The organism is Paenibacillus tianmuensis (assembly GCF_900100345.1).
Classification (GTDB): Bacteria; Bacillota; Bacilli; order Paenibacillales; family NBRC-103111; genus Paenibacillus_G; species Paenibacillus_G tianmuensis.
Map to the genome: position 1 here is coordinate 153,778 of NZ_FMTT01000002.1, position 25,838 is coordinate 179,615.

Annotated in this window: 25 protein-coding genes; 8 read left to right on the forward strand and 17 right to left on the reverse strand. The window is 54.3% G+C overall.

Annotation, left to right across the window (positions count from 1 at the left end; translation table 11 throughout):
• Positions 1–14: 14 nt before the first annotated feature.
• The gene (locus BLO51_RS02390; protein WP_090666460.1) at positions 15–758 is read right to left on the reverse strand and encodes a Cof-type HAD-IIB family hydrolase; all 744 of its coding nucleotides are present in this window, start codon (positions 756–758) and stop codon (positions 15–17) included.
• 87 nt (positions 759–845) lie between these two features.
• Entirely contained in the window at positions 846–2,720 is a 1,875-nt protein-coding gene (gene asnB / locus BLO51_RS02395; RefSeq protein WP_090666462.1) for an asparagine synthase (glutamine-hydrolyzing), read from the reverse strand.
• Positions 2,721–2,897: 177 nt separating this feature from the next.
• On the opposite strand from asnB, the gene BLO51_RS02400 reads away from it, so the two are divergent.
• Both BLO51_RS02400 and BLO51_RS29650 read left to right on the forward strand, forming a co-directional pair.
• Positions 2,898–3,746: a sugar phosphate isomerase/epimerase family protein gene (locus BLO51_RS02400; protein WP_090666464.1), complete on the forward strand. Its 849-nt coding sequence runs from the start codon at positions 2,898–2,900 to the stop codon at positions 3,744–3,746.
• 24 nt (positions 3,747–3,770) lie between these two features.
• A complete protein-coding gene (locus BLO51_RS29650) occupies positions 3,771–3,965 on the forward strand; it encodes a hypothetical protein (RefSeq protein WP_217266674.1) in 195 nt (64 codons plus the stop codon).
• Between the two features lie 128 nt (positions 3,966–4,093).
• On the opposite strand, the gene BLO51_RS02410 is transcribed toward BLO51_RS29650, so the two are convergent.
• The 4 genes from BLO51_RS02410 to BLO51_RS29025 form a co-directional block, all read right to left on the reverse strand.
• Positions 4,094–6,160, reverse strand: coding sequence for a peptidoglycan D,D-transpeptidase FtsI family protein (locus tag BLO51_RS02410; RefSeq protein WP_090666466.1), 2,067 nt, complete (start codon positions 6,158–6,160; stop codon positions 4,094–4,096).
• A gap of 225 nt (positions 6,161–6,385) precedes the next feature.
• On the reverse strand, positions 6,386–7,546 hold the full coding sequence (locus BLO51_RS02415) for a transglutaminase domain-containing protein (protein WP_090666468.1): 1,161 nt from the start codon (positions 7,544–7,546) through the stop codon (positions 6,386–6,388).
• 41 nt (positions 7,547–7,587) lie between these two features.
• On the reverse strand, positions 7,588–8,028 hold the full coding sequence (locus BLO51_RS02420) for a hypothetical protein (RefSeq protein WP_090666471.1): 441 nt from the start codon (positions 8,026–8,028) through the stop codon (positions 7,588–7,590).
• Between the two features lie 84 nt (positions 8,029–8,112).
• Positions 8,113–8,268: a hypothetical protein gene (locus BLO51_RS29025; protein ID WP_167670081.1), complete on the reverse strand. Its 156-nt coding sequence runs from the start codon at positions 8,266–8,268 to the stop codon at positions 8,113–8,115.
• Between the two features lie 155 nt (positions 8,269–8,423).
• Here BLO51_RS29025 and BLO51_RS02425 point away from each other — a divergent pair, with 155 nt between their 5' ends.
• The 4 genes from BLO51_RS02425 to BLO51_RS02440 all read left to right on the forward strand — a co-directional run bounded on the left by BLO51_RS02425 (position 8,424) and on the right by BLO51_RS02440 (position 12,712).
• Positions 8,424–9,587 (forward strand): MFS transporter, encoded by a 1,164-nt coding sequence (locus tag BLO51_RS02425; protein WP_090666473.1) that lies wholly within the window; start codon positions 8,424–8,426, stop codon positions 9,585–9,587.
• A 394-nt stretch (positions 9,588–9,981) separates the two neighbouring features.
• Positions 9,982–11,607 carry an S-layer homology domain-containing protein gene (locus tag BLO51_RS02430; protein ID WP_090666475.1) on the forward strand — a complete coding sequence of 542 codons (1,626 nt, stop codon included), beginning with the start codon at positions 9,982–9,984 and terminating at the stop codon, positions 11,605–11,607.
• Positions 11,608–11,750: 143 nt separating this feature from the next.
• Positions 11,751–12,197 carry an SMI1/KNR4 family protein gene (locus tag BLO51_RS02435; RefSeq protein WP_090666476.1) on the forward strand — a complete coding sequence of 149 codons (447 nt, stop codon included), beginning with the start codon at positions 11,751–11,753 and terminating at the stop codon, positions 12,195–12,197.
• A gap of 155 nt (positions 12,198–12,352) precedes the next feature.
• Entirely contained in the window at positions 12,353–12,712 is a 360-nt protein-coding gene (locus BLO51_RS02440) for a ribonuclease M5 (RefSeq protein WP_090666478.1), read from the forward strand.
• On the opposite strand, the gene BLO51_RS02445 is transcribed toward BLO51_RS02440, so the two are convergent.
• The 9 genes from BLO51_RS02445 to BLO51_RS02485 all read right to left on the reverse strand — a co-directional run bounded on the left by BLO51_RS02445 (position 12,709) and on the right by BLO51_RS02485 (position 20,383).
• Positions 12,709–13,635, reverse strand: a complete 927-nt coding sequence (locus BLO51_RS02445; RefSeq protein WP_090666480.1) for an AEC family transporter — start codon at positions 13,633–13,635, stop codon at positions 12,709–12,711. The genes BLO51_RS02440 and BLO51_RS02445 overlap by 4 nt on opposite strands.
• Positions 13,636–13,661: 26 nt before the next feature.
• Entirely contained in the window at positions 13,662–14,270 is a 609-nt protein-coding gene (locus BLO51_RS02450; protein ID WP_090666482.1) for an SCO family protein, read from the reverse strand.
• Positions 14,271–14,362: 92 nt separating this feature from the next.
• Positions 14,363–15,301: a heme o synthase gene (cyoE, locus tag BLO51_RS02455; protein WP_090666484.1), complete on the reverse strand. Its 939-nt coding sequence runs from the start codon at positions 15,299–15,301 to the stop codon at positions 14,363–14,365.
• Between the two features lie 273 nt (positions 15,302–15,574).
• Positions 15,575–16,429, reverse strand: a complete 855-nt coding sequence (locus BLO51_RS02460; protein ID WP_090666486.1) for an urease accessory protein UreD — start codon at positions 16,427–16,429, stop codon at positions 15,575–15,577.
• Positions 16,422–17,090: an urease accessory protein UreG gene (ureG, locus tag BLO51_RS02465; protein ID WP_090666488.1), complete on the reverse strand. Its 669-nt coding sequence runs from the start codon at positions 17,088–17,090 to the stop codon at positions 16,422–16,424. Before ureG ends, BLO51_RS02460 begins: the two co-directional genes overlap by 8 nt.
• Positions 17,091–17,145: 55 nt before the next feature.
• Positions 17,146–17,847 carry an urease accessory protein UreF gene (locus BLO51_RS02470; protein WP_090666490.1) on the reverse strand — a complete coding sequence of 234 codons (702 nt, stop codon included), beginning with the start codon at positions 17,845–17,847 and terminating at the stop codon, positions 17,146–17,148.
• A 27-nt stretch (positions 17,848–17,874) separates the two neighbouring features.
• Entirely contained in the window at positions 17,875–19,602 is a 1,728-nt protein-coding gene (gene ureC / locus BLO51_RS02475; protein WP_425415795.1) for an urease subunit alpha, read from the reverse strand.
• A gap of 11 nt (positions 19,603–19,613) precedes the next feature.
• Entirely contained in the window at positions 19,614–19,979 is a 366-nt protein-coding gene (locus BLO51_RS02480) for an urease subunit beta (protein WP_090666494.1), read from the reverse strand.
• A 95-nt stretch (positions 19,980–20,074) separates the two neighbouring features.
• Positions 20,075–20,383, reverse strand: a complete 309-nt coding sequence (locus BLO51_RS02485) for an urease subunit gamma (RefSeq protein ID WP_090666497.1) — start codon at positions 20,381–20,383, stop codon at positions 20,075–20,077.
• Between the two features lie 382 nt (positions 20,384–20,765).
• Between BLO51_RS02485 and BLO51_RS02490 the strand changes: the two genes are divergently transcribed.
• A complete protein-coding gene (locus BLO51_RS02490; RefSeq protein WP_090666499.1) occupies positions 20,766–21,599 on the forward strand; it encodes an aldo/keto reductase in 834 nt (277 codons plus the stop codon).
• Between the two features lie 174 nt (positions 21,600–21,773).
• Positions 21,774–22,220 carry a spore coat protein GerQ gene (gene gerQ, locus BLO51_RS02495; RefSeq protein WP_090666501.1) on the forward strand — a complete coding sequence of 149 codons (447 nt, stop codon included), beginning with the start codon at positions 21,774–21,776 and terminating at the stop codon, positions 22,218–22,220.
• Positions 22,221–22,287: 67 nt separating this feature from the next.
• On the opposite strand, the gene lplT is transcribed toward gerQ, so the two are convergent.
• Both lplT and BLO51_RS02505 read right to left on the reverse strand, forming a co-directional pair.
• On the reverse strand, positions 22,288–23,523 hold the full coding sequence (lplT, locus tag BLO51_RS02500) for a lysophospholipid transporter LplT (protein WP_090666503.1): 1,236 nt from the start codon (positions 23,521–23,523) through the stop codon (positions 22,288–22,290).
• A complete protein-coding gene (locus BLO51_RS02505) occupies positions 23,520–25,649 on the reverse strand; it encodes an AMP-binding protein (RefSeq protein WP_090666505.1) in 2,130 nt (709 codons plus the stop codon). The genes lplT and BLO51_RS02505 overlap by 4 nt, the downstream gene beginning before the upstream one ends.
• Positions 25,650–25,838: the final 189 nt, after the last annotated feature.

Sequence of the window (25,838 nt, forward strand, 5' to 3'; positions counted from 1 at the left end):
GACGGCACGATCCGCTATTTCAGCGCAAACTCTCTGATAATTTGAGCGACGCCGTGTTCTTCGTTCGTCCCGGTCACCGCATCAGCCAGCCGCTTGACTTCCTCCTGCGCGTTCCCCATCGCCACACCGAGTCCCGCTTCGCGGATCATGGCCGCATCGTTCAAGCTGTCGCCCATGGCGATTACCTGCGACATCTCGATTCCCAGCACCGCGCATACTTGTCTCAGTCCGCTGGCTTTGCTAATGCCTTTCGGATTCACCTCGATATTGAACGGATGAGAATTCGTAATTTCCAGCTTATCCCACGATTCCAGCTCCCGGCGGATGGCCGCGAGGCTTTCTTCGTTCTCGATATAATAGCCGAACTTCAGCCACTGCTGCGCATCGATCTCCGCTTCGGGCAGCCAGTGCTCTTTGTTGTAGATGTCCTTGACGCCATAAGCCCAAAACCAAGTATCGTATTGGACCGCGAGCGCATGCATGCGGCGGATCAGCTCCGTGTCCAACGTATGACGCTCAAGCAGCTCACCTGGCGCTTTCCATACTTCGCTGCCGTTCACCGTGACGAGCGGCGACTTCAGGCCGAGCTCCTCCGCATAAGACTGACAGTTCTGAATGCCCCGACCGGTCGAAAAGACGACCGTTACTCCGGCATCTTGCGCCGCTAGAATAGCCGCGCGGTTTTCCTCCGAGATCGTCTTTTCTTCCGTCAGCAATGTGCCGTCCAGATCCAACGCTACCATTTTGAATCGACTCATGTTCGCTTCTCTCCCTTTTCGTCCGTTCCTTGAAGTAACGTACCTGCCGCGTTCTGCGGCCGCACTCGCTCCTCTGCGGACCTTCGCTTATTGAGCGTGCGCGAGCGTTCGGGCCGGCAGCTCCTCCATGTAGGCCGCATGCCAAAGCGCGAACATATAGATCGTCCAAATGCGCCGGGCGTAATCACCCTTGCCGCTCTGATGATTTCCGAGCATCGCCCTTACCGTGTCCATCCGGATGTAATTGTCGATGCCGCTTGCCGCGATCTGCTCCATCACGACGTTTCCTTGCGGACCCTTCAGCCACTCGCGCATCGGCACCGGAAATCCGAGCTTCGGCCGGTTCAGAATAAAGTCCGGGATCATGCCTTCCATCGCTTTGCGGAATACGTATTTGGTCGTGCCTTCCGCAATCCGGTATTTGGCCGGAATCCGGCGCGCCACCTCATACATCTCCACGTCGAGGAACGGCACGCGCAGCTCCAGCGAATGCGCCATCGTCATTTTGTCCGCCTTCATCAAGATGTCTCCGGGCATCCACAGGTTCATATCGATATACTGCATCCGGGACACGGGGTCCAGATGCTTGCTTTTATCGTAAAATGTTTGGGCGATGTCGAACGGATTGCGGTACCGGCTCAGCAGCTCGCGGTCGGCGCGCACGATCTCGGCCTTCATGTCTTCGGTAAAAATTTTGGCGTTGCCGAGGAACCGCTGCTCCAGCGGAGTCGTGCCGCGCAGCACGTAATTGCGGCCGTAGACGCCGTCCGGCAGCAGCCGGGCAAGCGCATGCAGCAGCCGCTTCACACCGTGCGGCAGCCGCTCGATCGGCGCTAGCGACTGCGGCTCGCAGTAGATGCGGTACCCGCCGAACAGCTCGTCCGCTCCTTCGCCGGACAGCACGACCGTCACGTGCTCGCGCGCAAGCTGCGCCACATGATACAGCGCAATCGCCGAAGGGTCGGCCACCGGCTCGTCCTGATGCCAGGCGGCTTTGGCCAAGGTGCCGAAGTAATCTTCCTTCGTAATAATTTTATCGTAATGCTCGGTACCCAGCGCCTGTGCGGTCTGACGCGCGATAACGGTCTCGTTGTTGGCCCCCTCGAAGCCGACGGAGAACGTGCGGATCGATTCGATCTGGCGCATATGCGCGGCGATCGCCGTCGAGTCAATGCCGCTGGATAAGAAGCAGCCCCGCTCCACGTCGCTCTGCATATGGTGAACGACCGAATCCTTGAGCGCCTCGCGGATGCGCTCGACGCATTCGTCAAACGGCCGCTCCTCCGGCTCCAGCATCGCATCCCAGTATTGCTTGACCGACAGTCCGCCGTCATACGATACGGTAACGGTATGTCCCGGCGGCAGCTTATGTATGCCTTGAAACATCGTCGTCGGCTCCGGCACGTACTGGAACGTCAAGTAGTTCAGCAAACTTTCCGTATGAATCGTCCGAGTGACTCCGGCGGCCAGAATGCTTTTGATTTCCGAGCCGAACAGGAATTGGCCGCCGTCGTGGTAATAGTAGAACGGCTTGATGCCGAAATGGTCCCGCGCGCCGAACAGCTGCTTTTTCTTGCGATCCCAGATGACGAACCCGAACATCCCGCGAAGCTGCTTCACGCATTCTTCCCCGTACTCCTCGTACAGGTGGACGATGACTTCGGTGTCCGAATGGGTTTTGAATTGATGTCCTTTCGCCTGAAGCGTATTGCGCAAATATTTATAGTTATAAATCTCGCCGTTAAACGCAATCCATACCGTTTCGTCTTCGTTGGCGAGCGGCTGATGGCCTTCCTGCAAATCGATGATGGACAAGCGGCGGAAGCCGAGTCCGATGCGGTTCTCACTCCAAAATCCAAAATCGTCCGGTCCCCGATGCACGATACAGTCGGTCATGCTCTTCAGTATGGACGGGGAAGGCTCGCGGTCTTCAAAATACATGACGCCGGTGATCCCGCACATTGTTTTTCCTCCTCAAACGCTAAAAAATAGTCCGATACAACAGTATACCATATTCGTACGGGTTTCAGGAAATGGTAGGTTTCCTGAAAAATATGTCGCTTTTTCCGAGTAGACAGCCTGCGGAGCGGCGGTTTATGATGTGGGCGGATAGACCTTGTGGAAGGAGAGGACGAACGGATGATCAAGGGATTGACCAGGGCAGGCATCGGCGAGGCCGGGACGATCCGCGAGTTCGCGGAGCTCGCCTCCCGCTTCGGGTTTGGCGCGATCGACGCGCACGGCCAAGAGCTGGAGGCATGGATCGCAGCGGCAGGCTTGGAGCAGGCGAGAGATTTTTTGCAGGAGAAACAAGTGCGCATTGGCGCGACCGGACTCGCCGCGGAATGGCGGCAAACCGAGGAGGCGTTCCGGGACGGCTTGCCCCGGCTCGCCGCAGAAGCGGCGGCGGCAAGCAAGCTCGGCGTAACCGCCTGCTGCACGCATGTGCTGCCATCGACGGACGAGAACGCCGCGCGTTTCATGGCCGTCGCGACCCGGCGGCTGCGCCTTTGCGCGGACATTTTGGAGGCGTACGGCATCCGGCTCGGACTGGAATTCGTCGGGCCGCATCATCTGCGCACGCGATGGAAGCATCCCTTTTTATGGGATGCAGAGAGCACGTTGGAGTGGATCGATACGATCGACAAAAGCAATGTCGGCCTGCTGTTCGACGCCTACCATTGGCATACGACGGGAGGTACGGCCGCCGATATCGCCAAGCTGCGCGCCGATCAGATCGTGCATGTCCATATCAACGATGCCAAGGACGTTCCGGTCGCCGAGGCGCTGGACAACGACCGGCTGTATCCGGGCGAGGGCGTCATCGACCTGACGACGTTCCTGCAAGGGCTGCAACGTATCGGCTATACCGGCGTCGTGGCGCAGGAAATTTTGACGCCGCAGCCGCCAGCGGAAACCGCCGAAGCGTTGGCGGCGCTATCGCAGCAGGCATTTAAGCGCGTATATGAAAAAGCCGGGCTCCAGTGAGCCCGGGCTTTCCCATGTTTGACAATGTCGGTGATCATCCCAATTGTAGCCGTTTTTTTCACTTTGCCGGAAGCGGCACTCTCCTTAGGCGCTCCGCATGCGGCGAGCGATACGGCAAGTGCGAGGAACATGATCGTCATAATAAATCGTTTGAACGAAGACGATAGCCTCGGTTTTGTTTTTACGTTTTTCAAAGTACTCCTCTCCCATCTTTCCTAACAAGTTGTATTAGTCCATTTTTATTTCCCTAATGACTATATGTTTATGATATGCAAATATGTTGACTCAGTGCAAATTTTTTACAAAAAAAGAAATCCCCTTTGTCCAAGGAGATTTCCGGTGCTTCGTTATGGCGTTTTGGTTGTGGTCGGAGGCCCTTTCGGTTTCCCATCTAGTCCGTAATATTGATCGTAAGCGTCGAACATTTTGCGTGCGATCGGGCCGGCGCCGTAGCTGCCGAATCCGCCTTCCGGCACAACGACGGCGACGGCAAGCTTCGGATTTTCCGCAGGCGCGAAGGCGATAAACACGGCGTTGTCGATTTCTTTGCCGCCGGCCACTCTTTGCGTGGAGGTTCCTGTTTTTTTGGCGACCGGATATGGGAAATCGTCAAAGCCTTGAGTGCGGACATCCAACATTCCTTTGATCACAGCGTCCCAGTAAGCTTTCGGGAAATCGGTCTGATCCAGCACGACCGGGTCAAACTTCTTGACAATCTGGCCTTTGTCGTATGTTTCGATCCGGTCGACAAGCAGCGGTTGAAGCCGTTTGCCCCGGCTCGCGAGCGTTGTGGTATACTGCGCCAATTGAAGCGTCGTGTACTTCTCGTTCTGCCCCCAGGAGGCGAATACCATCCGGGATTGTGGCGTTTCTTTTGTATTGGTCTTGTACTCGCTGATTCCCGCGCTTTCCCGCGGCAGGCCGCTGCCGGTAAGCACGCCCAGACCGAATTTGGCCAAATACTGGTCCCAGATCTCTACAGCCTTGCCAGGGGAGCGCATATACAGTGCGTTACCGATCAACGCTGACATGAACGTGTTTGACGAGTTTTTGATCGCTGTCGTAGCATTGATCGGTCCAAAAGAGGCCCGGCCCGAATTCGTATGTCTGGAGCTGTTGTTTTTACCATAGGTAAATACGCCGGTATCGTTGTAAATCGTATTGGGCGTAAGCAGCCCTTCGTTGAACCCGACCAACACCGTGAGCGGTTTAATGACGGAGCCCACATACACGATGGACGTAGGATGATATTTTTGCTCGTCATCCGGGTAGTCCGGATACGCTGTCGTAATCGTGCCGTTGTTGATTTTCGTCTGAACCTGCTTGTAATCGGCATCCGAGAACGGATTGCTCCAGAAGGTCGGATCGTAATCCGGCATACTGGCCATCGCCACGACTTTGCCCGTTTCAACCTCCATCGCCACGGCATAGCCCGCGACGGCGTTGACTCCTTTGGCCGAGTAAGAATTGGAACGATAAGCCGAGCTTTTCAACGTTGCCAGATGGTCCGTGATCGCCTGCTCGGTGGCAAGCTGGACGTTTTTGTCAATCGTCAGGTACAGGTTGTTCCCCTTCTCCGGCGGGGTGACCGTAGGGGCTTCCGCATCGCCGATAATTTTCTGCAAGACATTGACCGGATACGACTTCACGCCGTTTTTGCCACGGAGCTCTTCCTGGTACATCAATTCAATGCCATCATAGCCGACGTATTCCCGGTCGAGGTATTCTGCCGTTTTTGTTTTATCCTTATAAAATTCAAGCCCGTTCTTCGCTTCTCGCGCCGTCGAGAACGGCCGCATGTACCCGACAAGCTGCACCGCAATGGTGTTCTCGCGGTCGTACGTGCGGAGGCTCTCCTCCATGATCTCAGTCCACTTCAGCTCGTCGCGGTGCTCCAAAATAAACGCCATTTCCATTTGTGTCAATTCGGTCTTGATCCGCCTCGGCACCCAGTAATAGCTCGGTTTTTTGGCCGTATCGTCCTGGTTCAAATCGAAGCCGACATCCATTGCCTTAATGATTTCCTCCGCGGTCGGCTGCTTCACGTCCTTGTTGCCGTACTGCGCGAAAATGTCGGCCAAGCGCTTGGCCAAGGCGACCACTTGATCCTTGGGCTGGTCCTGCTCGATACGGAAATAAAGCGACTGGGTCGACGTCGTATAGGCGATCGGGGCACTGCCGCGGTCGAAAATATTGCCGCGTATCGGAGGGATCGGCGTATCGGCGTTGTTACTCCTGTCCTTTTTCGCCGCCAGCTCTTTGCCTTCGACAAATTGCAGCATCGCCAGTCGCACGATAAGCACGGAAAACAGGAAAAACGTAAAGAAAAAGAACAGGTTGATCCGGGTTGTAAAATGACGGCGCTGGCTTCCGTCCTGCTTGCTTGAGTCGTCCATGCCGATAGGTTTCTTCATCTTGCTTGCGGCTCCTTCCTTCCAAAAATAGTTCCCATATGCGACTTTACATCCCGCAGCAGCTCGCGCAGGGAAAGAATGCTGTCCCCAGTATGATAAAACGATAAACCCACCTTTTTCAAACTTACATCGTACCAAGTGTATCATATTCGAAGAATTTATAGAAACGTACGGAAAAGGAAAAAACCGGTTCGTCGCTTTGTGGCGGCCGTCCGGCTTCCGTGATTACGTATCTTTAATATGCGTTTCCTGAAAGCGTGGCGGATTGAACCAGTTGCCTCCGCTGGCCACCCAGGTGGAATCGAGCGGCACCCACTCGCTTTTCTCCCCCAGGTACACTTCGTTCCACGCGTGAGGGCCGTAACCGCCACGTCCGTCATAGCCGAGTCCGGTCACAACCTTGACGTCCAGCCCGACCGCCCTCGCCATCACTGCGTACAACCTGGAAAAGTCGATGCAAACGCCCTGCTTCGTGTTAAACGTATCCTCCGGCGTCTGCTCTCTCCAAATGCGCTGCTCCTCGTACGCCTTCACTTTGTCCCAGTCGTATTTGATACGCGTGCCGACCCAGCGGTACAGCAGCCTGGCTTTCTCTTCATCGGTCTGGCCTTTGGCCGTCACTTGCTTGGCCGCTTCCGCGACATCTTGGGGAATGCGGGCATCCACAACCTCATATTTCCGCTGCAAAATGTTGGCGAACTCCTGTTCCACGGCCCGTGTGAAAACCGGGAGCTGGTTAGCGAAAAAATCGCCCGTCATTGGCCGGATCACTTCCGTCGCCCCTTTTTGAAAAAGGGACGAATCCTGAATATAAGCGGCCACCGGCGTCTGCGGGAACAGCGTCGTGACGATAAACAGCACGGCAATCATAATCATCCCCCGGCCAAACCCGGTCACCGAGCCGATGACGCCGCCGATCAGACTGCTGAGCAGGGAGGGAGTGGCTACTCGTCCCCTGTTGGCGGAGCCCGCATTCGTCCGTTCCGCCAACCAATCGTTCACCAGCGGGTCGATCATGCGGTAAACCAGCTGCTTAATCAAGCCGTATCCCAACACAAACAGGACGCTGAACCGCAGCAGGGAAAAATCGCGCAGAGCCGTTGCGGCGGTGTAATATAGCTGCTTCCAAAAGCCGAGTTCCTCGGATGGTATCGTCAGCCCGAGCCCTATAAGCCACGCCTGCAGCTTGGGCGACAGCCATGAAGTCAGCTCCCAAGCGAGAAACAGGCTGAGCAGTGTAACCGCCCCTTCCGTCACCATGAGCGCCAGATGCTTCGCGGTGGAGGACGCCCCGCGAAGCAAGCCCTGTACAATCGATACTACAAACAATACGGCGATGAGCACGGTAATCCAATTGATTTGCGCCAGCTTCTGCAGCTCGTTCACCAGCGTCCCCCTCCTTTCCTATCGAGATGCGTTCCGAAGGTTTATTGGCCGGCGTTTTTCTTCGCCTGATCGATGAATTCTTTCAGGACATCGTCCAGCTTCATCGTGAACGTTTGGTTCATAAAGGTAACCTGCACATCGCTAGAGCCGGGTTTGCCTTCCAACTTCACGCTTCTGGTGCTTACGGTATACGATCCGTCGGCGTTCTGGCTGTATTTCGCTTCTTTCACTTCGTCGGTAATCGCTTTGACCGTTTGATTCTTGACTTCGGCGGCGACTTTCGCTCCCACCGTCGTGCCCAGCTCCAAAAGCTGATCCTTGTAGCTGGCGCCATACCAGATGAGCCCCGCCAGTATCGCGAGCACGAGAACCCATTTGATGACGGTTTTCACCACTTTGATGACGAGAAACAACACAATCAGCGCCCCGACGAGCACATACCACCGCTCGGATAAAAAAGCCGTTACAAAATCCACTTCCATCGCTCCCCTAAAAGTCCGTCTTCCATCGCTTATGTAAATCCCTTACTGCGGCTCTCCGCGCCCTTATCATACACCAGCCCGGCGTCACTCTTCATCTCTTTTTTTGCGGAGCTCGGCGAGCTTGCGCTGGATTTCCGCCCCTTTGTCTTCTTTTCGCCTGGTTCGGCGAAACGATACGAGCAGCCTCCACAGCGCCAGCAGCAAGACGGCCACCAGCACGATTCGGATAAACAGGTCCATCCGAGATCCCTCCTTTTGTCCGCCGGAACCCGCGTTTCTTATACACTAAACGATCCGGCATGCTGCAAAATACTTGTACTATCCCTTTGCCGGCAGACGTAAACGTATAGAGTAGCGATGGACAGACGAACCCCATTATAAAAAGAGGTGATTTCATGAAAACCGCCGTATGGCTCTATCTGTTCATGTTCGTCGCCATTTTCGATCTGCATGCCCAATACCCGATTCTTACTCCTTTTGCCGTGTCGCTGGGTGCGACGCCTTCGTTCATCGGGCTTATTCTCGGGGTCTATTCGATCACGCACTTGCCCGGAAACCTGATCGCAGGCTACGGCGTCGACCGCTATGGGAGCAAGGGCTTCATTGTGTTCAGCCTGATTGTAGCAGGAATCGTGCTCTTAATTCAATCCCGCGTCAGTGATCCGTGGGGGCTGCTCGTCATCCGTTCGATCAGCGGCTTCGTGCTGGCATTTTTATCGCCGGCCTGCTTGTCCCTGCTCGCCAAAATCGCCAAAAACCAAATTCAACAAAGCAAGCTAATGGCCGGCAACGGCATGGTGCATACGATCGCTTCCGTGCTCAGTCCAGCCGCCGGCGCCTACCTGGTCTCGCAGCTTGGCTTTGCCAAATCGTTTACGTTTCTCGGATGGGGCCTCATCCTTACCGGCTTGCTCGCTTGGATCGGAGTAAAGGAGCAGCGAGGCGGGAAACCCGCCAAGGCAGCGATTGCGGGGGAAGACGCCTCTCCACCCGCTTCCCAGAGGAATTTGCCGGTCTCCGGCCAGGAAAGCGTTCCTTGGCTTTTCTTCGTTATTCCTCTTGCGCTTTCTTGCTCCCAAGGCATTTTGTTTTTCGAGCTTCCGTTGATGAAGGAGGCGAGCGGCTCCATCATGACCTCCGGCGTGTTCTTTTCCGTCATTTCCATGGGGTCGTTGGTGACGCTTAGCCTATTGTTTTTGAACCGGATTTCCCCTTTTTACCGGATGCTGTTCGGCAGTCTTGCGCTGGCGTTCATTTTTTTCGGGATGTCCGTACATTGGCCGCTGCCGCTCTACGCTTCGCTGTTTCTGATCGGGATGACCAAGGGCGTCATTTTTCCGGCCATCGCATCGCTGCTTGCGGCCCTAACGCACGCGGAACGTTACGGACGCGTCTTCTCGATTCTGTCGATTTCGTACTCGATCGGCGCCTTTATCGGCCCGATTGTCGCCGGGCATACACGGACACAAGTATCGCCGTATTTTCTCGCGTTTCTCTGCCTTATGCTTGCGCTCTCTCTGCTGCCGCCCCGTTCGTTCGCCGCTCCCGTGCGAGTTTGAAACGATTTTTGGAGATAGGAAATATTTTAGCCGCGGTTCTTTGCTTTTCCTAATGAAATTAAATTCCTAACTCAGTTGATTTATAGGTATTTAGTCATAAATTAATAGTCCAAAAGTATCGATATACGCTTCGGAACGCAACTTTATTTCGCTCTCTACCGTTTAAGATGCCGAGATGTTTCACTGCGGGCAGATTGGGCAATGTTCAAAGGGCCGCCATAATGGATCATTCTTCCATTGGCGCGACGGACATAAACGGCTCTGTCCGATTCGAAAACATCTAAATGATATCAATTACTAGCCGAAGGAGGTGAAAATGCATTTGTCCAGGAAACCTGTTCAACGCAATAGCAATAATCCATTATTCGTTAAGGAAGATAGGAGTGAACCCTGCATGAAGCCAGCTGTGCTTAAAAAGACAGCACAAGTGACCGTACTGATGCTTATCATTTCTGTTTTGGTTCCCGTTCTGGCGTTTGCCGCTGCGGGATTCAAAGATTTGAAGTTTGAAAGCAACAACACGGTAACCGGTACGGTGTATTCCGATGTTTACAGCGTGAATGCTACCGTATACGCGTTTGACCCGAACGGAAATCGTTTTGACGTTTCTGACGCCACTTATGTTGACTACGATGTTACAAGCAATGTCTATAACTACAAATTTACGGTAACGAGCAACACCTATGATTATGTTCGTGTACAAGGGCCTTTTGGCACCTCGGTTGACGGAAAAACAATTACTGGTGCTGTTTACGATTCCGTTCAACGTAACACCGGCGGTAACTCTGGCAATAGCGGTTGCTGCTCCGGCGGCGGTGGCGGCGGTGGTGGCGGGATCTGGGGCTCGGAAACGATCTACGTGAACTCTGACGGTTCCGTTGATGCCGACCAACTGAAAAATTCGTTCAAGGACCGCGACAAAGTGACGCTGAAGCTGAGTGGCGACATCGCTCTGATTCCGGCTAAAGCGCTTGTCGATTATGTAACGAATTCCAAGAAGGTACTGGTCATCGTTAACAACAACGGCTCGTACAGCATTCCGATCAACGCGCTGAAGCTGCAAGACTTGGCCAGCAAACTGTCGGTAACGACGGATGAGCTGAAGCTGAAAGTAACCATCGCGAAAGCAAATGATGCGACGAAAGACGGCGTAGATAAGGCTGCTAAAGCGCTTGGCGGTACGGTAGCCAGCAATGCTGTCGATTTCGATATCGTCGGTCTTGGCAAAGATCAGAAAACCGCTGCTCTGGACCTCGGCAACAACTACATCAGCCGGATTCTTCCGCTGAGCAAGGCTGTCGATTCGTCCAAAGCGACAGGCGTTCTGTATAACCCGACAACGGGCAAACTGAGCTTTGTGCCTGCTGTCTTCTCTTCTTCGACGGATGGTAAAGGCGAAGCAACATTGAAACGCAACGGCAGCAGCATCTATGCCGTGATCGAGATGAATAAAACATTCTCCGACATCAACGGCCACTGGGCTGAAAGCTACGTCAAACTGCTGGCTAACAAACTTGTCGTTGACGGGGTAACCGACACGACATTCCAGCCGGAGCGCAATATCACCCGTGCGGAATTCGCAGCACTGGTTGTTCGCGCACTGGGTCTGGATACGAACAGTGGCAGCAGCACATTTAAAGACGTTGCAGCTAGCGAGTGGTACGCAAGCGTTGTAGCAGCAGCAGCCAATGCGAAGCTGGTTGACGGCTACGAAGACGGAACGTTCCGTCCGAACGCTACGATCAACCGCGAAGAGCTGGCGGCTATGGTCGTACGCGCTCTGAACTATGCCAGTGCGAAACCGGACGTCTCGGCTGATAAACAAACTCAACTGTTGGCGAAGTTCAAAGACGCAAGCAAAATCGTATGGGCGAAGAACGAAATCGCCACTGCGATTGACGCCGGCATCATCGACGGCATGACGGACGACACGTTGGGCGCCCGCGATACGGCGACTCGCGCACAATCCGCAACCATGCTGAAACGCCTGCTCTCCAAAGCAAGCTTCATCAACAACTAATTGCTATCACATCATGAACCACTCTCCATGAACTTGGGCCGTTTCTTTTGTCTCTCGCAGACAAGGGCAGCGGCCCTTTTGTTAACGAATGTATCTTCCTCGAAAAGGCTTCGGTAAGAATCTTGTAAAGCAAAGGTGACAATATGGATTTTAACGAATATATGGCGTTTGTCAGAAAATGCAGTCAAGAGCCCATCCAAGAGCTTACTGAATTAGACTTTAATGATTTAGAGAAAACTTTAGAAACAAAATTGCCAGCAGAGTTTAAGTCCTATTATTTGGAATATAACGGAAACGACTCTGCTCCAGATGAATGTTGTTATTTGTTTTTCCCGATAAAATACGGATTTTCTATCGAACGGCGGTTAGAAGTTTATGCAAAACAAGGTATTCACTTTGGAAAAAAGATACCGTTCGCCGGGGATGAATACGGACATACTTATGTTTTGTCATTGGAAGATAGCAGCTTTGGAAAAGTACTATTTTTGCAGCATGAATACGAAGATAATCAGGAATATGAGGTTGTTGCCAATAGCTTTTCTGAATTTTTAACTTCTTTTGTATCCAAAGGAAAGACATTTTTAAGGTAAACTGATTGGCCTTAGTTTCCCTAAGATTGCCCCGCCGTTCATTACAGTCGGCGGGTTTTCTGTATCCATCTTACTCCTCGTCCTCAAGTTCTCAAGTTCAAGCAAAAGGGGATATACTACAAGAAGGAAATTCATTGCAAGAACGGAGGCAGTCGATGTCAATAGCCATCATTGTGGAAGGAAAAAACGACAAAACTAGGCTTCGCCGCCTGCTGACAGAGGACATCATCATCGTTTGTACCTTCGGATCGCTGAATACGGATCGTTTGGAAGAGTTGAAGAAAAAGATCTTAACGCGCGACGTGTACTTGTTTACGGACAATGACCCCTCGGGCAAAAAAATACGCGCCATTCTCCGGGATACGTTTCCGGATGCCGAACAAATGTATACACGGCGCGGCTATGCAGGCGTCGAAGGCACGCCAGACGAGTACCTTATTCAGCAATTGGAAAAGGCCGGGCTGGAGGAGTTTATTATTTATCCCCCGATAATCCCGACCTTTGAGAAGTTTTAGCCTATAAATTTTATTAAATAAATAACCAGCGTTACCGTAAAAATGCTAAATATCGTTGAGGAAAACACCGCCTGCGACGAAAATTCCGGTTCATTGTCGTATTCGACGGCGATGAGCACGCTGCTTAGCGATGTCGGCACCGCGCAGGACAGCACAAGCGCCTGCGCCATGAGCCCTTCGATCCCCATTAGCATGACGATCAGAAATCCGACGGCCGGGCCCACACAGAGCCTCAGCACGTTCGACAGCATGACATCCGTCAGGTTGAACGTCCATTTCATGCTTCCCAATTGTACCCCGAGCGTCAAAAGAGCGGTTGCAATAAACGCGTCCGATACATAATTGATCGGAGCATACACCGGTCCCGGAATAGGAATGTCCAGCCCCTTCATCAAAAACGCGATCGGAATGATGTAGATAACCGGCAGCGTCAGGATCGTGCGGAGCGTCTGCTTCATGTCGTTGCGCTTAGAAGCATTAACGGCATATATGCCGTATGTGTTCGGCAGAAGACTCTGCATCATCATAATGATAATCTGAATCGACAAGGTGAACGCGTCCCCGACAAACACGAGCTGGTTAAGCGGAATCGCATAGTTCGCGCTGTTGTAAAAAATAACGCTGTTGCGCATCGCCGGGATCATGCCGCCCTTATATCCCCGCAGACGGATCACGACTTCCATCAAAAGAAACATCGCGGCAAAAAACAGGACGAAAAACAGCAGCGTTTGTCCGAGAACAGCTAGCGAGAGCGACGATTCATACAGCATTTTGAAGACGAGCGCCGGAGAGAATAAGTAAAAATTCAATTTGGAAAGCGTCCTGATATCGAGCTTGAATGCCCGGTACAAAATGACGCCTATCGCAATCATGATGGTCAGCGGAACGACATTATTGAGCAAGATGTATGTAAAATAAGTCATGTCAATTCGGTGCCTTAGCCGCTTGCCTAGGATTCCTTGCTAACTTGAATCAAATCGTTTGCGATTCCTTCGATATCTATATTTTCGTCGTTACCCGAATAGTAGGTCCGCACGTCGCCTTTACCGTCGACCAGTAAAAATAAGTTCGCATGCGTAAAATCGCCGGTTTTCGGGTCTTTGGTTACGAGGACGTCGAACTTCTTCGCAAGGTCCGCCGTATAGGCCTCGTCGCCGCGCAGGAAATACCAGCCCTTATAATCCGGATGATAACGGCCGGAAAATTCCTTAAGCCGTTCAGGCGTATCCCGCGTCGGATCGAATGTGATGGAAAGAAGCGCCGTCTTTGTGCCGAACATGCCCTTTTTCACCAAGACGTCCTGAATTTTAGACAGGTTGTAGGTCGTTGGCGGACAGACGTCAGGGCAATGCGAAAAATAGAAATATATCAGCTTTGCTTTTCCTGCCGTATCAGCCATCGTTACCGTCTTGCCGTCTAGGTTTTCCAGTTTGAAATCCGGCGCCTTCTTGAGCACCCCGATTTTTTTCTCCGGACCTTTCATCAGCATATAAGCCAATGTTGCGATCAAACCAACCAACAGCACCATGACGACGATTTTAAAACCGGTTTTCTGCATTTCATCGCTCACCTTCCCATTGTTCAAAAAATAAATCCCAAGGCCGGAGCCAAGGGATTGTCATCCACCGTGCTGCACCGTTCGCAAATACCTTAAGGTAAAGGAGTGGTGCTGATGACCATGATGATATACAGCAAGGTCAAATAGTTAATGGAGTAAATAAACATTTTTTTGGCCCATTGCACTTCGTCTTCCGCTTTGAACCCTTTGAGGCTCAAGAACGCCCAGTACAAGCCCATGATCGTAGCCGCGAAGAAGTAAAGCTCTCCTACAAAACCAAGCCAGTACAGCAAAAGCGAAACGGGCACAAGCAGTACGATATAACGAATCATCGCCATCTTGGTAATGTACGTTCCTTTGACTACCGGCAGAAGCGGGAAGCCGGCTGCGCGGTATTCTTCCATCCGGCGAATGCCAAGCGCCCAGAAATGCGGCGGCTGCCACAGAAACATAATGCCGTACAGAATAAGCCCCGCGGCATCGATCTGTCCCTGAACGGCGCAGTAGCCAAGCAGCGTAGGCATCGCGCCGGAAAAGCTGCCGACGAACGTGCTCCATACGGATGAACGCTTAAACCATGCGGTATAAATCCATACGTAAATGAACAAACCGAGTAAACTTAGCAGAGCGGTAAGTGGATTCGTCAAGAACCACAGCACTGCAAGGCCGACAACGCCGAGTACGATGCCGTACCATAATACGGTCTGCGGAGCAATGCTGCCTACTGCGGTAGCACGCTTTTGCGTCCGGGTCATTTTCTTGTCCATGTCCCGGTCCAAATAGTTATTCAGCACGCAGCCGGACGCCATGACCAACACGCTCCCGAGCAGCATATATATCAATTTATCCCACTGGATATGCCAGCCGGAAGCGACCCAAAAGCCGCCAAATGCCGTAATCGCGTTGGAAAATAAAATGCCGGGTTTGGCGAGATTCACAAAATCTCTCCACGTAGCCGACGAGTTGACAGCGGCGTCCGCTTCAATATTTGTCGTCTCTACACCCATCCCCAAGCCTGCCTGTTTTTCCACCTCTATGCAACCCCCTTGTGTGAAGAATTCAAAAATGATTGTGATATCCTTCACTCTTGAAAAGATCCTCTTTATCATAACAACCTGCGAACCTTTTGACAACAAAGGATAGCGTTGTTCAAAATATTGTCGAATCCCCCATCAAGGGACGAGAGCGGTTGTGCGCTTGGAGACGCCGGACATGCACCGCATATTTTCTTGAATATCATCGGAAAATACAAGGAGCGGCGAACCCCTGCTTTTTCCGTCTAAGACCAGAGACATTGACTGGAATTACTTAGGAACCCTCAACACTTCCTTGCCGAACGCTTCCGTACGGATATAACGCCAAGCTTCGTCCAGCAGCTCTTGGACATCCCCGACACGATAGCCGAGGACAGAAACGGCAAGCCCGTGCTTGTAAGTCAAGCTTACGCCATAGTAAAGCTCCGAATCGGCCGCAGAAGCGGGAACAAAGCCGTTCAGCCGCTCGCGCAGCCCTTCCACAAGCCCTGTGTCAGTCCGGTCGGAGAACAGATACAGCGTCCCCAGATGCGTATAAAGATCCCAGCGGGCCATGGAACGCGGCGTCTCAAGCTGCGGCTCCACCCGCTGTCTGGCGCTGAAGATCAGCTCGTCGTCGCGGCGGACCGATAACGTGTTTTGGTAACGGGCATAATGAAACCGTTCGCCGCGATGCGTCCGGCCTGGGCAGACGATTTCGCTCAGCACCAAGGATGAGCCCGGCTCCAGCTCGACGATCGTCTCGTTGCAAAACGAAGCGGCCTGGTACAGCATCAGCGGCTCCGGCATATATTCCACGTAAGCTCCCTGTCGGAGCTCGAGCCTTTGCAGCTGTGCGCTCGGACGAGGGACATCCCAACCCGTTTTGTGCGACGGATGCACCTTTGTGTAGGACTGGTTGGTCACATGAACGTTCGTATCCTCTCCGAACCGCCATGTCAGCTCGTATCGGTCGCCCGCCATAATTCCCGGGGATGCGTCCATGACGTAAACGCCAAGCTGCCCGCCGCCGAACGGAAACGTCTTCGCAATCTTGAGCGGATACGATTGCGCATGATTCCTGAGCTGTGTTACGCCGTCCGCCGCCGAAAAGTACGCGTCAATGCAGCCCGTCACTTCAGGCATGGCTATCGCTGTATTCTCGCTCGACCCAAGCCACGATGTCGTCGAGCCCTTGTCCGTCGAACAAGTTGGAGAAGACGAACGGTCGGTCGCCGCGCATTTTTACCGTATCCTCCTCCATGACCTTCAAGGAAGCCTTAACGTGCGGGGCGAGATCGATTTTGTTAATGACCAGCATATCGGAGCGGATGATGCCGGGCCCGCCTTTGCGCGGAATTTTTTCTCCCTGCGCCACATCAATGATATAAATAAACCGGTCCACCAGCTCCGGGCTGAATGCCGCCGCCAGGTTGTCCCCGCCGCTTTCTATGAAGATGATGTCCAGGTGCGAAAAGCGGCGCTCCAGTTCCTCGACCGCTTCGAAATTCATCGAGGCGTCCTCGCGAATCGCCGTATGCGGGCAGCCGCCCGTCTCTACCCCGATAATCCGTTCGGCCGGCAGCGCTTCCGAACGTATCAAAATATCCGCGTCTTCCTTCGTATAAATATCGTTGGTGATTACGGCAATGCTGTACTTTCCGTTCAGCTTCCGCGCCAGCCGTTCCACAAGCGCTGTTTTACCCGAGCCGACCGGTCCGCCGATTCCGATACGCATCGGACGTTCGAGCTGACGATCCTCCGGCGTTTCCCAATGATGGTGATGATGCGTTCCTCCTTGACACATGGTTAAAGCCCTCCTTTGTTTAGAAAATAAGGTTATGATAAAAAGAATTCTGACTCTACGACATGAACAGCCGCGAATAAAGCCCTTCGTGCCGCATCATGGCGATTTCCGCCTGCGGCGTGCTGGAAAAACCGTCCTCCAACGGGTCCAAATGAGCAAAGCGCAGCCACGCCTCCCGGATGGAAGGAAGTAGCGCGGCAAGCAGCCGTTGGCCGTCGGTTTGACCAAGCGACATCAGGCGCAAGCCGCTGTTGATGCCGGTCGTTACGCATGTGTACAAGTATCCTTCGGCGGCTGCCGGCAGCGGCACGCCAAGCTGCAGGCTGATCCAGCCATGGACGAGCGGATGGGTGCCGACGCATCGCCCGTCCCGCATTGCCTCAGCCAGCGGCCCCCACTCCAGCTGCGGGTATATGGCGCGGGCAAGCTGGAGCAGCCTGCGGCCCATTTTGGCCACGCCTTCCCGCGTCTCGGCAGATGCCCGCTGCACATGCTGTGTCCGGTCGACAAGCCACAGCTCCTCCCATCGCTCGCTGGGAGCGTAGCAGTACACCGCTTTGACGGCCAAGGCATCGACCGGCGCCCAGCTGTGAAACAGCATCGCTAACATATAATCTTTTAGCTGATCCGGCCTTTCGATCCGGCCGTCCTGCACCAGCGTCTCCAGACCGAACGAGTGGGAAAACCCTCCGATCGGCACCGCCGAGTCCAATAGCTGCGTATAGGCAAGCCAAGAAAAATCTGTGGTGTGCTCCATGGCGCGGCCGCCTCCTAACGATTGCATTCAGAACAAAAAATACCGCTGCGCCATCGGCAGCACGCTGGCCGGCTCGCAGGTGACCGACTGCCCGTCCACCTTCACCTCATATGTTTCCGGATCGACTTCAATGCCCGGCGTTTCTCCGTTGTGGATCATATCCTTCTTCGTCACGCTGCGGCAATTGCGGACCGGCTCGATCCGCTTCAACAGCCCCAGCTCAAGGTGAACGCCGTTATCGTAAGCCGCCTGTGAAACGAACATGATGCTGTGCCGCAGTGCCCGTCCGAAAGCGCCGAACATCGGCCGGCCGAACACGGGCTGCGGCGTCGGGATTGAAGCGTTCGGATCGCCCATCTGGGCGTAAGCAATGATGCCGCCCTTGAGCACCATGTCGGGCTTCACCCCGAAAAAGGCGGGGCTCCATACGACGAGATCGGCCAGCTTGCCGATTTCGACCGAGCCGACCAGATGCGCGATGCCATGAGTCAGCGCTGGATTGATCGTATATTTCGCAATGTAGCGTTTGATGCGGAAATTATCGTTATCCGGTGTATCGCTGGCCGGACCCGGGCCATCGGGCGCAGGCAAATGCCCGCGCTGCTTCTTCATCTTGTCCGCCGTCTGCCATGTCCGGGTAATCACTTCCCCTACCCGGCCCATCGCTTGCGAATCGGAGCTAATCATGCTGAAGACGCCAAGGTCGTGTAAAATATCTTCCGCCGCGATCGTTTCGGGACGGATGCGGGAATCCGCAAACGCCACGTCTTCCGGGATGCGACTGTCGAGATGATGGCAGACCATCAGCATGTCGAGATGCTCTTCGACGGTGTTGATCGTATACGGCCGGGTCGGATTCGTCGACGACGGCAGAACGTTAAGCTCGGAAGCGATGCGGATAATGTCGGGCGCATGCCCTCCTCCGGCGCCTTCCGTGTGATAGGTATGAATCGTACGCCCGCCGATCGCACGAATCGTATCTTCGACAAACCCGGACTCGTTCAGCGTATCCGTATGAATCGTCACCTGCACGTCGTAGCGGTCGGCTACAGCGAGGCAAGCGTCGATGGCCGCCGGTGTCGTCCCCCAATCCTCGTGCAGCTTCAGCCCGATGGCCCCCGCCTCGACTTGCTCCGCGAGCGGTTCCAGGAATGCGGCGTTGCCTTTGCCCGTGAACCCGAGGTTCATCGGGAACGCCTCCGCCGCCTCAAGCATCCGGCGCATATGCCATGCGCCGGGGGTGCACGTCGTCGCGCTCGAGCCTGCCGCCGGGCCCGTACCGCCGCCGATCATCGTCGTTACGCCGGACGACAGCGCCGTCTCGATCTGCTGCGGACATATATAATGGATATGCGTATCGATGCCCCCGGCCGTGACGATCTTGCCTTCGCCCGCGATGACTTCCGTCGATGCTCCGGCAATCATGCCCGGATGTACGCCGTCCATAATGTCCGGGTTCCCCGCCTTCCCGATGCCGACGATGATTCCGTCCTTGATGCCGATATCCGCTTTGACGATCCCGCCGTGGTCGATAATGACGGCATTCGTAATTAGCGTGTCCAGCACGCCCTGGTCCCGCGTATGGCGCGACGACTGACCCATCCCGTCGCGGATGACCTTGCCGCCGCCGAATTTGCACTCCTCTCCATAAACGGTAAAGTCATACTCGATTTCAGCCCATAAGTCCGTATCGGCCAGACGCACCTGATCGCCGACGGTCGGTCCGAACATGAGGGCGTACGATTTACGGTCCATCTCTGCCACGGTTAAGCTCCTCCTTCCCATTCGGCCAGCCGGATGCGAACCGGCTCCGGGAGAACGCCGCGCCGAACGGCGCCCCGGGACAAGCCGTTCAACCCGTAGGACAAACGCTCGCCCCCAAGCTCGGTAAGCCGCACCTTCTTCTCTTCGCCCGGCTCGAAGCGGACCGCCGTGCCGGCAGGAATATCGAGCCGCATCCCGAAAGCGTGCACCCGGTCGAACGAAAGCGCCCGGTTAACTTCAAAAAAATGATAATGAGATCCGACCTGCACCGGCCGGTCCCCCGTATTCACAACGACGAGGTCCGACTTTTCTTTTCCTTCGTTCAGCTTGATCGATCCCGGTTTGATCTGGTATTCACCCGGTACCATAGACGCTCACCTCTCTGCACCGGCTTTCCTGCGCTGCACACGAAAGCCGCTCCATATGTCGCATGAATGAACGGTAACCCATTGGTTATCAACGGTTAGCCTTTCCGAATCGGCTGATGGACAGTAACCAGCTTCGTCCCGTCCGGAAACGTCACCTCCACCTGTACCTCGTGAATCATCTCCGGCACGCCTTCCATCACCTGCTCCGCCCGGAGCACCGTCGTTCCGTACTGCATCAATTGCGCTACCGTCTTCCCGTCGCGCGCTCCTTCCATGATCTCGGAGGTAATGAGCGCCACACTTTCCGGGTAGTTCAGCTTTACGCCGCGCGCCAGCCGCCGCCGGGCCACATCGGCCGCCACGGTGACGAGCAGCTTCTCTTTCTCGCGTTCCGTCAAATACATGAAACACCTCCCAAATCCAAAGATAAGCTCTCCAATGCGATTATTATTTTTTGAATTCCCCAAGCTGCAAATCATTTTATGTAATATTTTATAACATGAAGGATGGTTTAATACAAAAGTATTGAGTAATAAATGATTATGCATGGCTAATTATATTAAATTAGGTTTTATTTGTAAATCATTTCTTCAAACGAAACCCTTCGAGGAAGAAGGCTTGGCGGCAAACCAAAATCACCACCGCTCGAGAAGCTTTCTACTTCATTAATAGTGGTGATTCATCAGCATCCTTCATCCCACGTGATCCGGACCGCAATTTTTCGTTCCGCAGCCGGTTGTGTTATCATGAAATAGAATGAAATTTGTCCAGGGAGGGAATTTGAACATGACCGAGATTCAGCGAAACAGCGACACTACGGTGTTGAACAACGGCGTCCGCATGCCATGGCTCGGACTGGGCGTCTGGAAAACCAAGGAAGGCGACGAGGTCGTCCAAGCCGTGCAGCATGCGCTGGAAGCCGGTTACCGCTCCATTGATACGGCTGCCGTCTACGGCAACGAAGCCGGGGTAGGCCAAGCGATTCAAGCCAGCAGCATTCCGCGCGACCAGTTGTTCGTCACGACGAAAGTATGGAACGCAGATCAAGGCTATGACAGCACGCTTCGGGCTTTCGAGGAAAGCCGGCGGAAGCTGCAGCTTGAGGTCATCGACCTGTACCTCGTTCACTGGCCAGTGAAGGGCAAATATAAGGAAACGTGGAAAGCGCTCGAAAAGCTGTATAAGGACGGAGTCGTCCGGGCGATCGGCGTCAGCAATTTCAAAGTGCACCATCTGGAGGATTTGCTGCAGGATAGCGAAATCGTCCCTGCGGTTAACCAAGTCGAATTCCATCCGCTTCTGATTCAGCAGGAGCTGCGGACGTTCTGCAAGGAACACAAGATCCAGCTTGAAGCTTGGAGTCCGCTGATGCAGGGTAATCTCGATATGCCGCTGCTGAGCGAGCTTGCGGACAAATACGGCAAAACGCCAGCGCAGATCATTCTCCGTTGGGATTTGCAGAACGGGGTGGTCACCATTCCGAAGTCCATTCGCGAAAGCCGCATCCGCGAAAACATCGACGTCTTCAACTTCACCTTGTCCGACGATGATATAGCGCGTCTGAACGGCCTGAACCAAGACCGTCGCTTCGGTCCGGACCCGGATCATATTGATTTTTAGTTCAGGAAGAGCCCTTGTGAATCGAGGGCTCTTTTTGCATCCGTATACGAAAGGACGAGGAATTCCCATAAAAAATCCGTCACCAAACATTCGCCCACACCATAGTATGAATGGTGTGCTCCAGCCCAGTCGAAACCCAAATCAAGCGAAGTTTGAAGGAGGCTTTATAAAGCGATGTATAGCAATCCGACCAAAGCAGTACCGACTCCTTATGGCGCCGGTTACCCCAGCCCCGGCTACGGCCAGCCTACTGCGCAAGCAGTGCCGCCGATGATTCCGGCAGGCTCTACGATTACTGCTGCAGGACAGCCGGTACCGACGGCGGCCGCGCCGACCACCCCGGGGCAGCTGCCGATGGAGCAGTCCTTCATCGAAAACATTTTGCGGCTCAATTTGGGCAAAATCGCTACGCTGTATATGACGTATGAGAACAACACCCAGTGGAACGCCAAAATTTTCAAAGGGCGTCTGGAAGCCGCCGGCCGCGACCACATCATCATCAGCGACCCCAAAACCGGCATGCGCTATTTGCTGCTGATGGTTAATCTCGACTACATCACGTTTGACGAACCGCTTCAGTATACTTATCCGTACGGCGCGGCCCCGCTGCCGGGACGCTAAGCGCAAGAAAGACCGGATCCTGCCAGGCGGTGGGGTCCGGTCTTTCTTGCGCTTACGAATGCGGGGATTATACGCGGGAATCGGCAACTCCGGCGCTTTTCCGCTTCAGCATCACGGCCTGGAACACCAGATACAGTACGAACAGCGCCAGCACCAGCCCGACGCCGTAAATCGACGTCTCCACGCTTGTTCCCGCAGCGGTCGCCTGCGTATACGCCCGCACGCCCGCGAACATCAGGATGTTCTCGAACAAGTTTTGCACGGCAATCGTTTTGCCTGCTCCGATCTTCGGGTTGCCTACCTTCTGCAGCACCGAATTCAGCGGTACGACGTAGACACCGCCGGCAAAACCGACCGCCAGCAAGATGAACACCGTCACGTACAAATTGCTCAGCATCGGGAAAACGAGAATGAGTATAACCATCACGACGCCGTACAGATAAGAGTTCAAGTACTTGTGCGCCGGGATCAGCTTGGGAGCGGCCAGGGCTCCGACCATAATGCCGATCGCCGTAACCGCAATCAGCATCGAAATCTGATCGACCCCGTGAATGCCGAGATGCAGCGGAATCCAGGCGATAACCGCCACGCGAATCACCGACGACGTCAACCAAAATGAGCCGGTGCCGATCAGGCAATAGCGGGCCGTCCGGTCCCGGAACAGCTCGGCGATATCTTTAAAGAACAAGATCGAATCTTTGATGTAATGAATGTTCGGGTTCCCCACCACCCTCGGAATCGAAAGCGACAAAAGCAGCGCGGTCACGTACAGCAGCAGACAGGCGACGATGCACACCGTCAGCGACTGCTTCGCCAGAATGCCTCCGCCCACCGTACCGGCCAAAATGGCAATGATCGTATAACCCTCGATCTTGGCATTCGCCTTGAGCAGCTCAGAATCGAGCTGCTTCGCATCCGTCGCGGAACGGCTCAAAATTTCGCCGAGGATGCCGTACTTCGCCGGACTGTACACGGCTGCGCCGATTCCAATTACGGCGTAGCTTAAGGCAGGCTCGAGACCGAGCAGCAGACCAACGATCCCGAGCGCTTTCAGCGCGTTGCCGATCAGCAGCACGACTGACTTCGGATGCTTATCCGCGAAGCTGCCGACGAACGGCGCCAGAACGACGTAAGCGAACAAAAAGGCTTGCTGCACATTGCCGATATACGATTCGGGATACGCCTTGGCTCGCAGCATCTCAATGATCGCGAACAAAATAGCGTTATCGGCGAACGCGCTCCAAAATTGCGAGACGAGCAGTGCATGGATCGGCTTGAGTTTGAGTTTTTCCCATAGGTTCATACGGCGTTCGCTCCTTCGTCTGCCGCCGGCTCTTCGGCCAGCTTTTTGAGTGCCACATAATCCGGCTTGCCGCTGCCCAGAATCGGCAGCTTCTCGACCCGCACCAGCTTGGACGGGGTCATGAGTTGAGAATGCCCGTGATCCTTTACGAATTGTTTGATCGTCTGAATCTGATGCTCTTCTTGCGTCACGAACAGAATAATGCGCTCGCCTTTGCGGCTGTCCGGCAAGCTGACTGCGGCTACATTCGCATCCCTATAGCAGCTTGTTGCCATCTCCTCCACCTGGTTCAAGGACACCATCTCGCCGCCGATTTTCGCGAACCGCTTCACCCGGCTCACGATCGTCACGAAGCCGTCTTCGTCAATCTTCACCACGTCTCCGGTATCGTACCATTCGGGGCACGGCTTGAAGCCCTCTTCGTGGAGCAGGTAGCCCTTCATTAAGTTTGGTCCCTGAATCAGCAGCTTGCCGCCTTCCAGCCCCGGCACCGGCTCCAGCTTATATGCGATGCCCGGGAGCAATTGGCCGACCGTGCCTTTGCGGTGCCACATCCGGGTGTTCATCGCCACGACCGGCGACGCTTCCGTCGTGCCGTAGCCTTCCACCGGGCACACATGGAACTTGTCGACCCACAGCTGCCGGACTTCGTCCTTCAGCTTCTCGGCTCCGGCGATCACGCAGCGAAGCGATTGAAAATCGTACGGATGCGCCGCTTTGCCGTACGCCGCCAGGAACGTCGAGGTGCCAAACAGAAACGTCGCATTTCGATCGTAGGCCAGCTCCGGAATGACCTTGTAATGAAGCGGGCTCGGGTACAGAAACACCTTCACGCCGTTCAGCACCGGAAGCACTGTCACCAGCAGCCCAAGGCTGTGGAACATCGGCATCGCGTTGAAAAAGACGTCCCGGGCGTTAATGTCCATCACCGTATGCGTCTGCTGCATGTTTGCATACAGGTTCGCATGGTCCAGCACGACCCCTTTCGGGACGCTTTCACTGCCGGAGGTGAAGAGCACGATCTCGGTATTGTTCACCGTCGCCTTCCGCTTGAGCAGGAAGTCCGCGAAACCGGACAGCTTATCGCTCATACGAAGCGTGTCCTTCATGTCTTCCAAATACAGCACGCGGTACTTGTGGCCGAGACTTTCGATCACCGGCGTCAGCTTTCCTTTGTCGACAAACTGTCTGGAAGTTAGAATCGTGCGGACGGAAGCGGTTTCGCAGGCGATGCGCATGTTAGTTTCACCGGCCGAAAAGTTGAGAATCGCCGGCCGTTTGTCAAGCTTGAACAGCGCGAACAAAACAAGCAGATGGGCGGCGGAATTCGGCAGCAGGACAGCGACACCCGGCTCGTCTTTCAGTTCGGCCGCAAGCTTTCTGGCAAAGACGTAAGAAGCGGTTAATAGCTTTTTATAAGTAAACGTCTGGCTCAAATCCTCGCACACCGGGAAGTTGTAGCCGTGATGCTTGGCGGCGGTCAGCAGTTCGTTGAACAGGTTGATTCCTGTCTTCACCCGGCTGCTCACCAGCTCGGCTTCCAGCTTCTTCTGGATTTGCGCCGCAGCGCGTTCCTTTTGCGATTTCATCGACTGGCTGCGGTCGTAATCCAAGGTAAACGGATCGCCGATCTGCACGGTCACCTTGGGGAACCACACCTGCCGAATTTTATGCTTCAGGTAAGAAAATTTCGACCGTTCTGGGCCGTTCAAGGCAATCGGGTACAGCGTCGCGCCCGTGCGGAGCGCAATGTAGCCGACGCCGCTATATATTTTCATCAGCGAGCCGCCGCTCGCGGTATTGATGCGCCCTTCCGGGAATACGAGGAGCGGGGCCCCTTTCTGTACCGTCTTGACCATCTGCTTCACGGAGTACGGATTCATCGGATCGACGGCGATATGCTTGCGCAGCCGGATCAACGGGGCGAACCGCTTGGCAATGCGCGTGTTCACGACGAACGTCACTTCCTCCGGCAGCCGCGTAGCCAGCAGCGCCGCGTCGATCAGCGACAGATGATTCGGAATCAGAATGGTCGGTTTGCGGAAGTCGAGCTTTTCCAAACCGCTGAATCTCGCTTGAAAGAACAGGTTGAGTACGATTCGGGCCAACCATTTTATCAATACCATAGCCATTCCCTCCGTCGGTGCTTTGTGTTTTTTGCGATTAGTTCTTAGCACCTGGTCTTAAACCATATTGTACGCGGATTCGACAAAGCGGGTAGTACTAACTTTGCGTAGTACCCGAAGCGTACTGCATCCTATTCCGGAAGAACGAAAAAAGAAGCGCCTCCGACCGCTTTCGCCGTAAGAGGTGCT

Excerpts from the sequence above, each read along its gene's own strand:
- BLO51_RS02390 (WP_090666460.1), bottom strand. The coding sequence starts at position 758 with ATGAGTCGATTCAAAATGGTAGCGTTGGATCTGGACGGCACATTGCTG.
- asnB (WP_090666462.1), bottom strand. The coding sequence starts at position 2,720 with ATGTGCGGGATCACCGGCGTCATGTATTTTGAAGACCGCGAGCCTTCC.
- BLO51_RS02400 (WP_090666464.1), top strand. The coding sequence starts at position 2,898 with ATGATCAAGGGATTGACCAGGGCAGGCATCGGCGAGGCCGGGACGATC.
- BLO51_RS29650 (WP_217266674.1), top strand. The coding sequence starts at position 3,771 with ATGTCGGTGATCATCCCAATTGTAGCCGTTTTTTTCACTTTGCCGGAA.
- BLO51_RS02410 (WP_090666466.1), bottom strand. The coding sequence starts at position 6,160 with ATGAAGAAACCTATCGGCATGGACGACTCAAGCAAGCAGGACGGAAGC.
- BLO51_RS02420 (WP_090666471.1), bottom strand. The coding sequence starts at position 8,028 with ATGGAAGTGGATTTTGTAACGGCTTTTTTATCCGAGCGGTGGTATGTG.
- BLO51_RS29025 (WP_167670081.1), bottom strand. The coding sequence starts at position 8,268 with ATGGACCTGTTTATCCGAATCGTGCTGGTGGCCGTCTTGCTGCTGGCG.
- BLO51_RS02425 (WP_090666473.1), top strand. The coding sequence starts at position 8,424 with ATGAAAACCGCCGTATGGCTCTATCTGTTCATGTTCGTCGCCATTTTC.
- BLO51_RS02430 (WP_090666475.1), top strand. The coding sequence starts at position 9,982 with ATGAAGCCAGCTGTGCTTAAAAAGACAGCACAAGTGACCGTACTGATG.
- BLO51_RS02435 (WP_090666476.1), top strand. The coding sequence starts at position 11,751 with ATGGATTTTAACGAATATATGGCGTTTGTCAGAAAATGCAGTCAAGAG.
- BLO51_RS02440 (WP_090666478.1), top strand. The coding sequence starts at position 12,353 with ATGTCAATAGCCATCATTGTGGAAGGAAAAAACGACAAAACTAGGCTT.
- BLO51_RS02445 (WP_090666480.1), bottom strand. The coding sequence starts at position 13,635 with ATGACTTATTTTACATACATCTTGCTCAATAATGTCGTTCCGCTGACC.
- BLO51_RS02450 (WP_090666482.1), bottom strand. The coding sequence starts at position 14,270 with ATGCAGAAAACCGGTTTTAAAATCGTCGTCATGGTGCTGTTGGTTGGT.
- BLO51_RS02460 (WP_090666486.1), bottom strand. The coding sequence starts at position 16,429 with ATGCCTGAAGTGACGGGCTGCATTGACGCGTACTTTTCGGCGGCGGAC.
- ureG (WP_090666488.1), bottom strand. The coding sequence starts at position 17,090 with ATGTGTCAAGGAGGAACGCATCATCACCATCATTGGGAAACGCCGGAG.
- BLO51_RS02470 (WP_090666490.1), bottom strand. The coding sequence starts at position 17,847 with ATGGAGCACACCACAGATTTTTCTTGGCTTGCCTATACGCAGCTATTG.
- ureC (WP_425415795.1), bottom strand. The coding sequence starts at position 19,602 with ATGGACCGTAAATCGTACGCCCTCATGTTCGGACCGACCGTCGGCGAT.
- BLO51_RS02480 (WP_090666494.1), bottom strand. The coding sequence starts at position 19,979 with ATGGTACCGGGTGAATACCAGATCAAACCGGGATCGATCAAGCTGAAC.
- BLO51_RS02485 (WP_090666497.1), bottom strand. The coding sequence starts at position 20,383 with ATGTATTTGACGGAACGCGAGAAAGAGAAGCTGCTCGTCACCGTGGCG.
- BLO51_RS02490 (WP_090666499.1), top strand. The coding sequence starts at position 20,766 with ATGACCGAGATTCAGCGAAACAGCGACACTACGGTGTTGAACAACGGC.
- gerQ (WP_090666501.1), top strand. The coding sequence starts at position 21,774 with ATGTATAGCAATCCGACCAAAGCAGTACCGACTCCTTATGGCGCCGGT.
- lplT (WP_090666503.1), bottom strand. The coding sequence starts at position 23,523 with ATGAACCTATGGGAAAAACTCAAACTCAAGCCGATCCATGCACTGCTC.
- BLO51_RS02505 (WP_090666505.1), bottom strand. The coding sequence starts at position 25,649 with ATGGTATTGATAAAATGGTTGGCCCGAATCGTACTCAACCTGTTCTTT.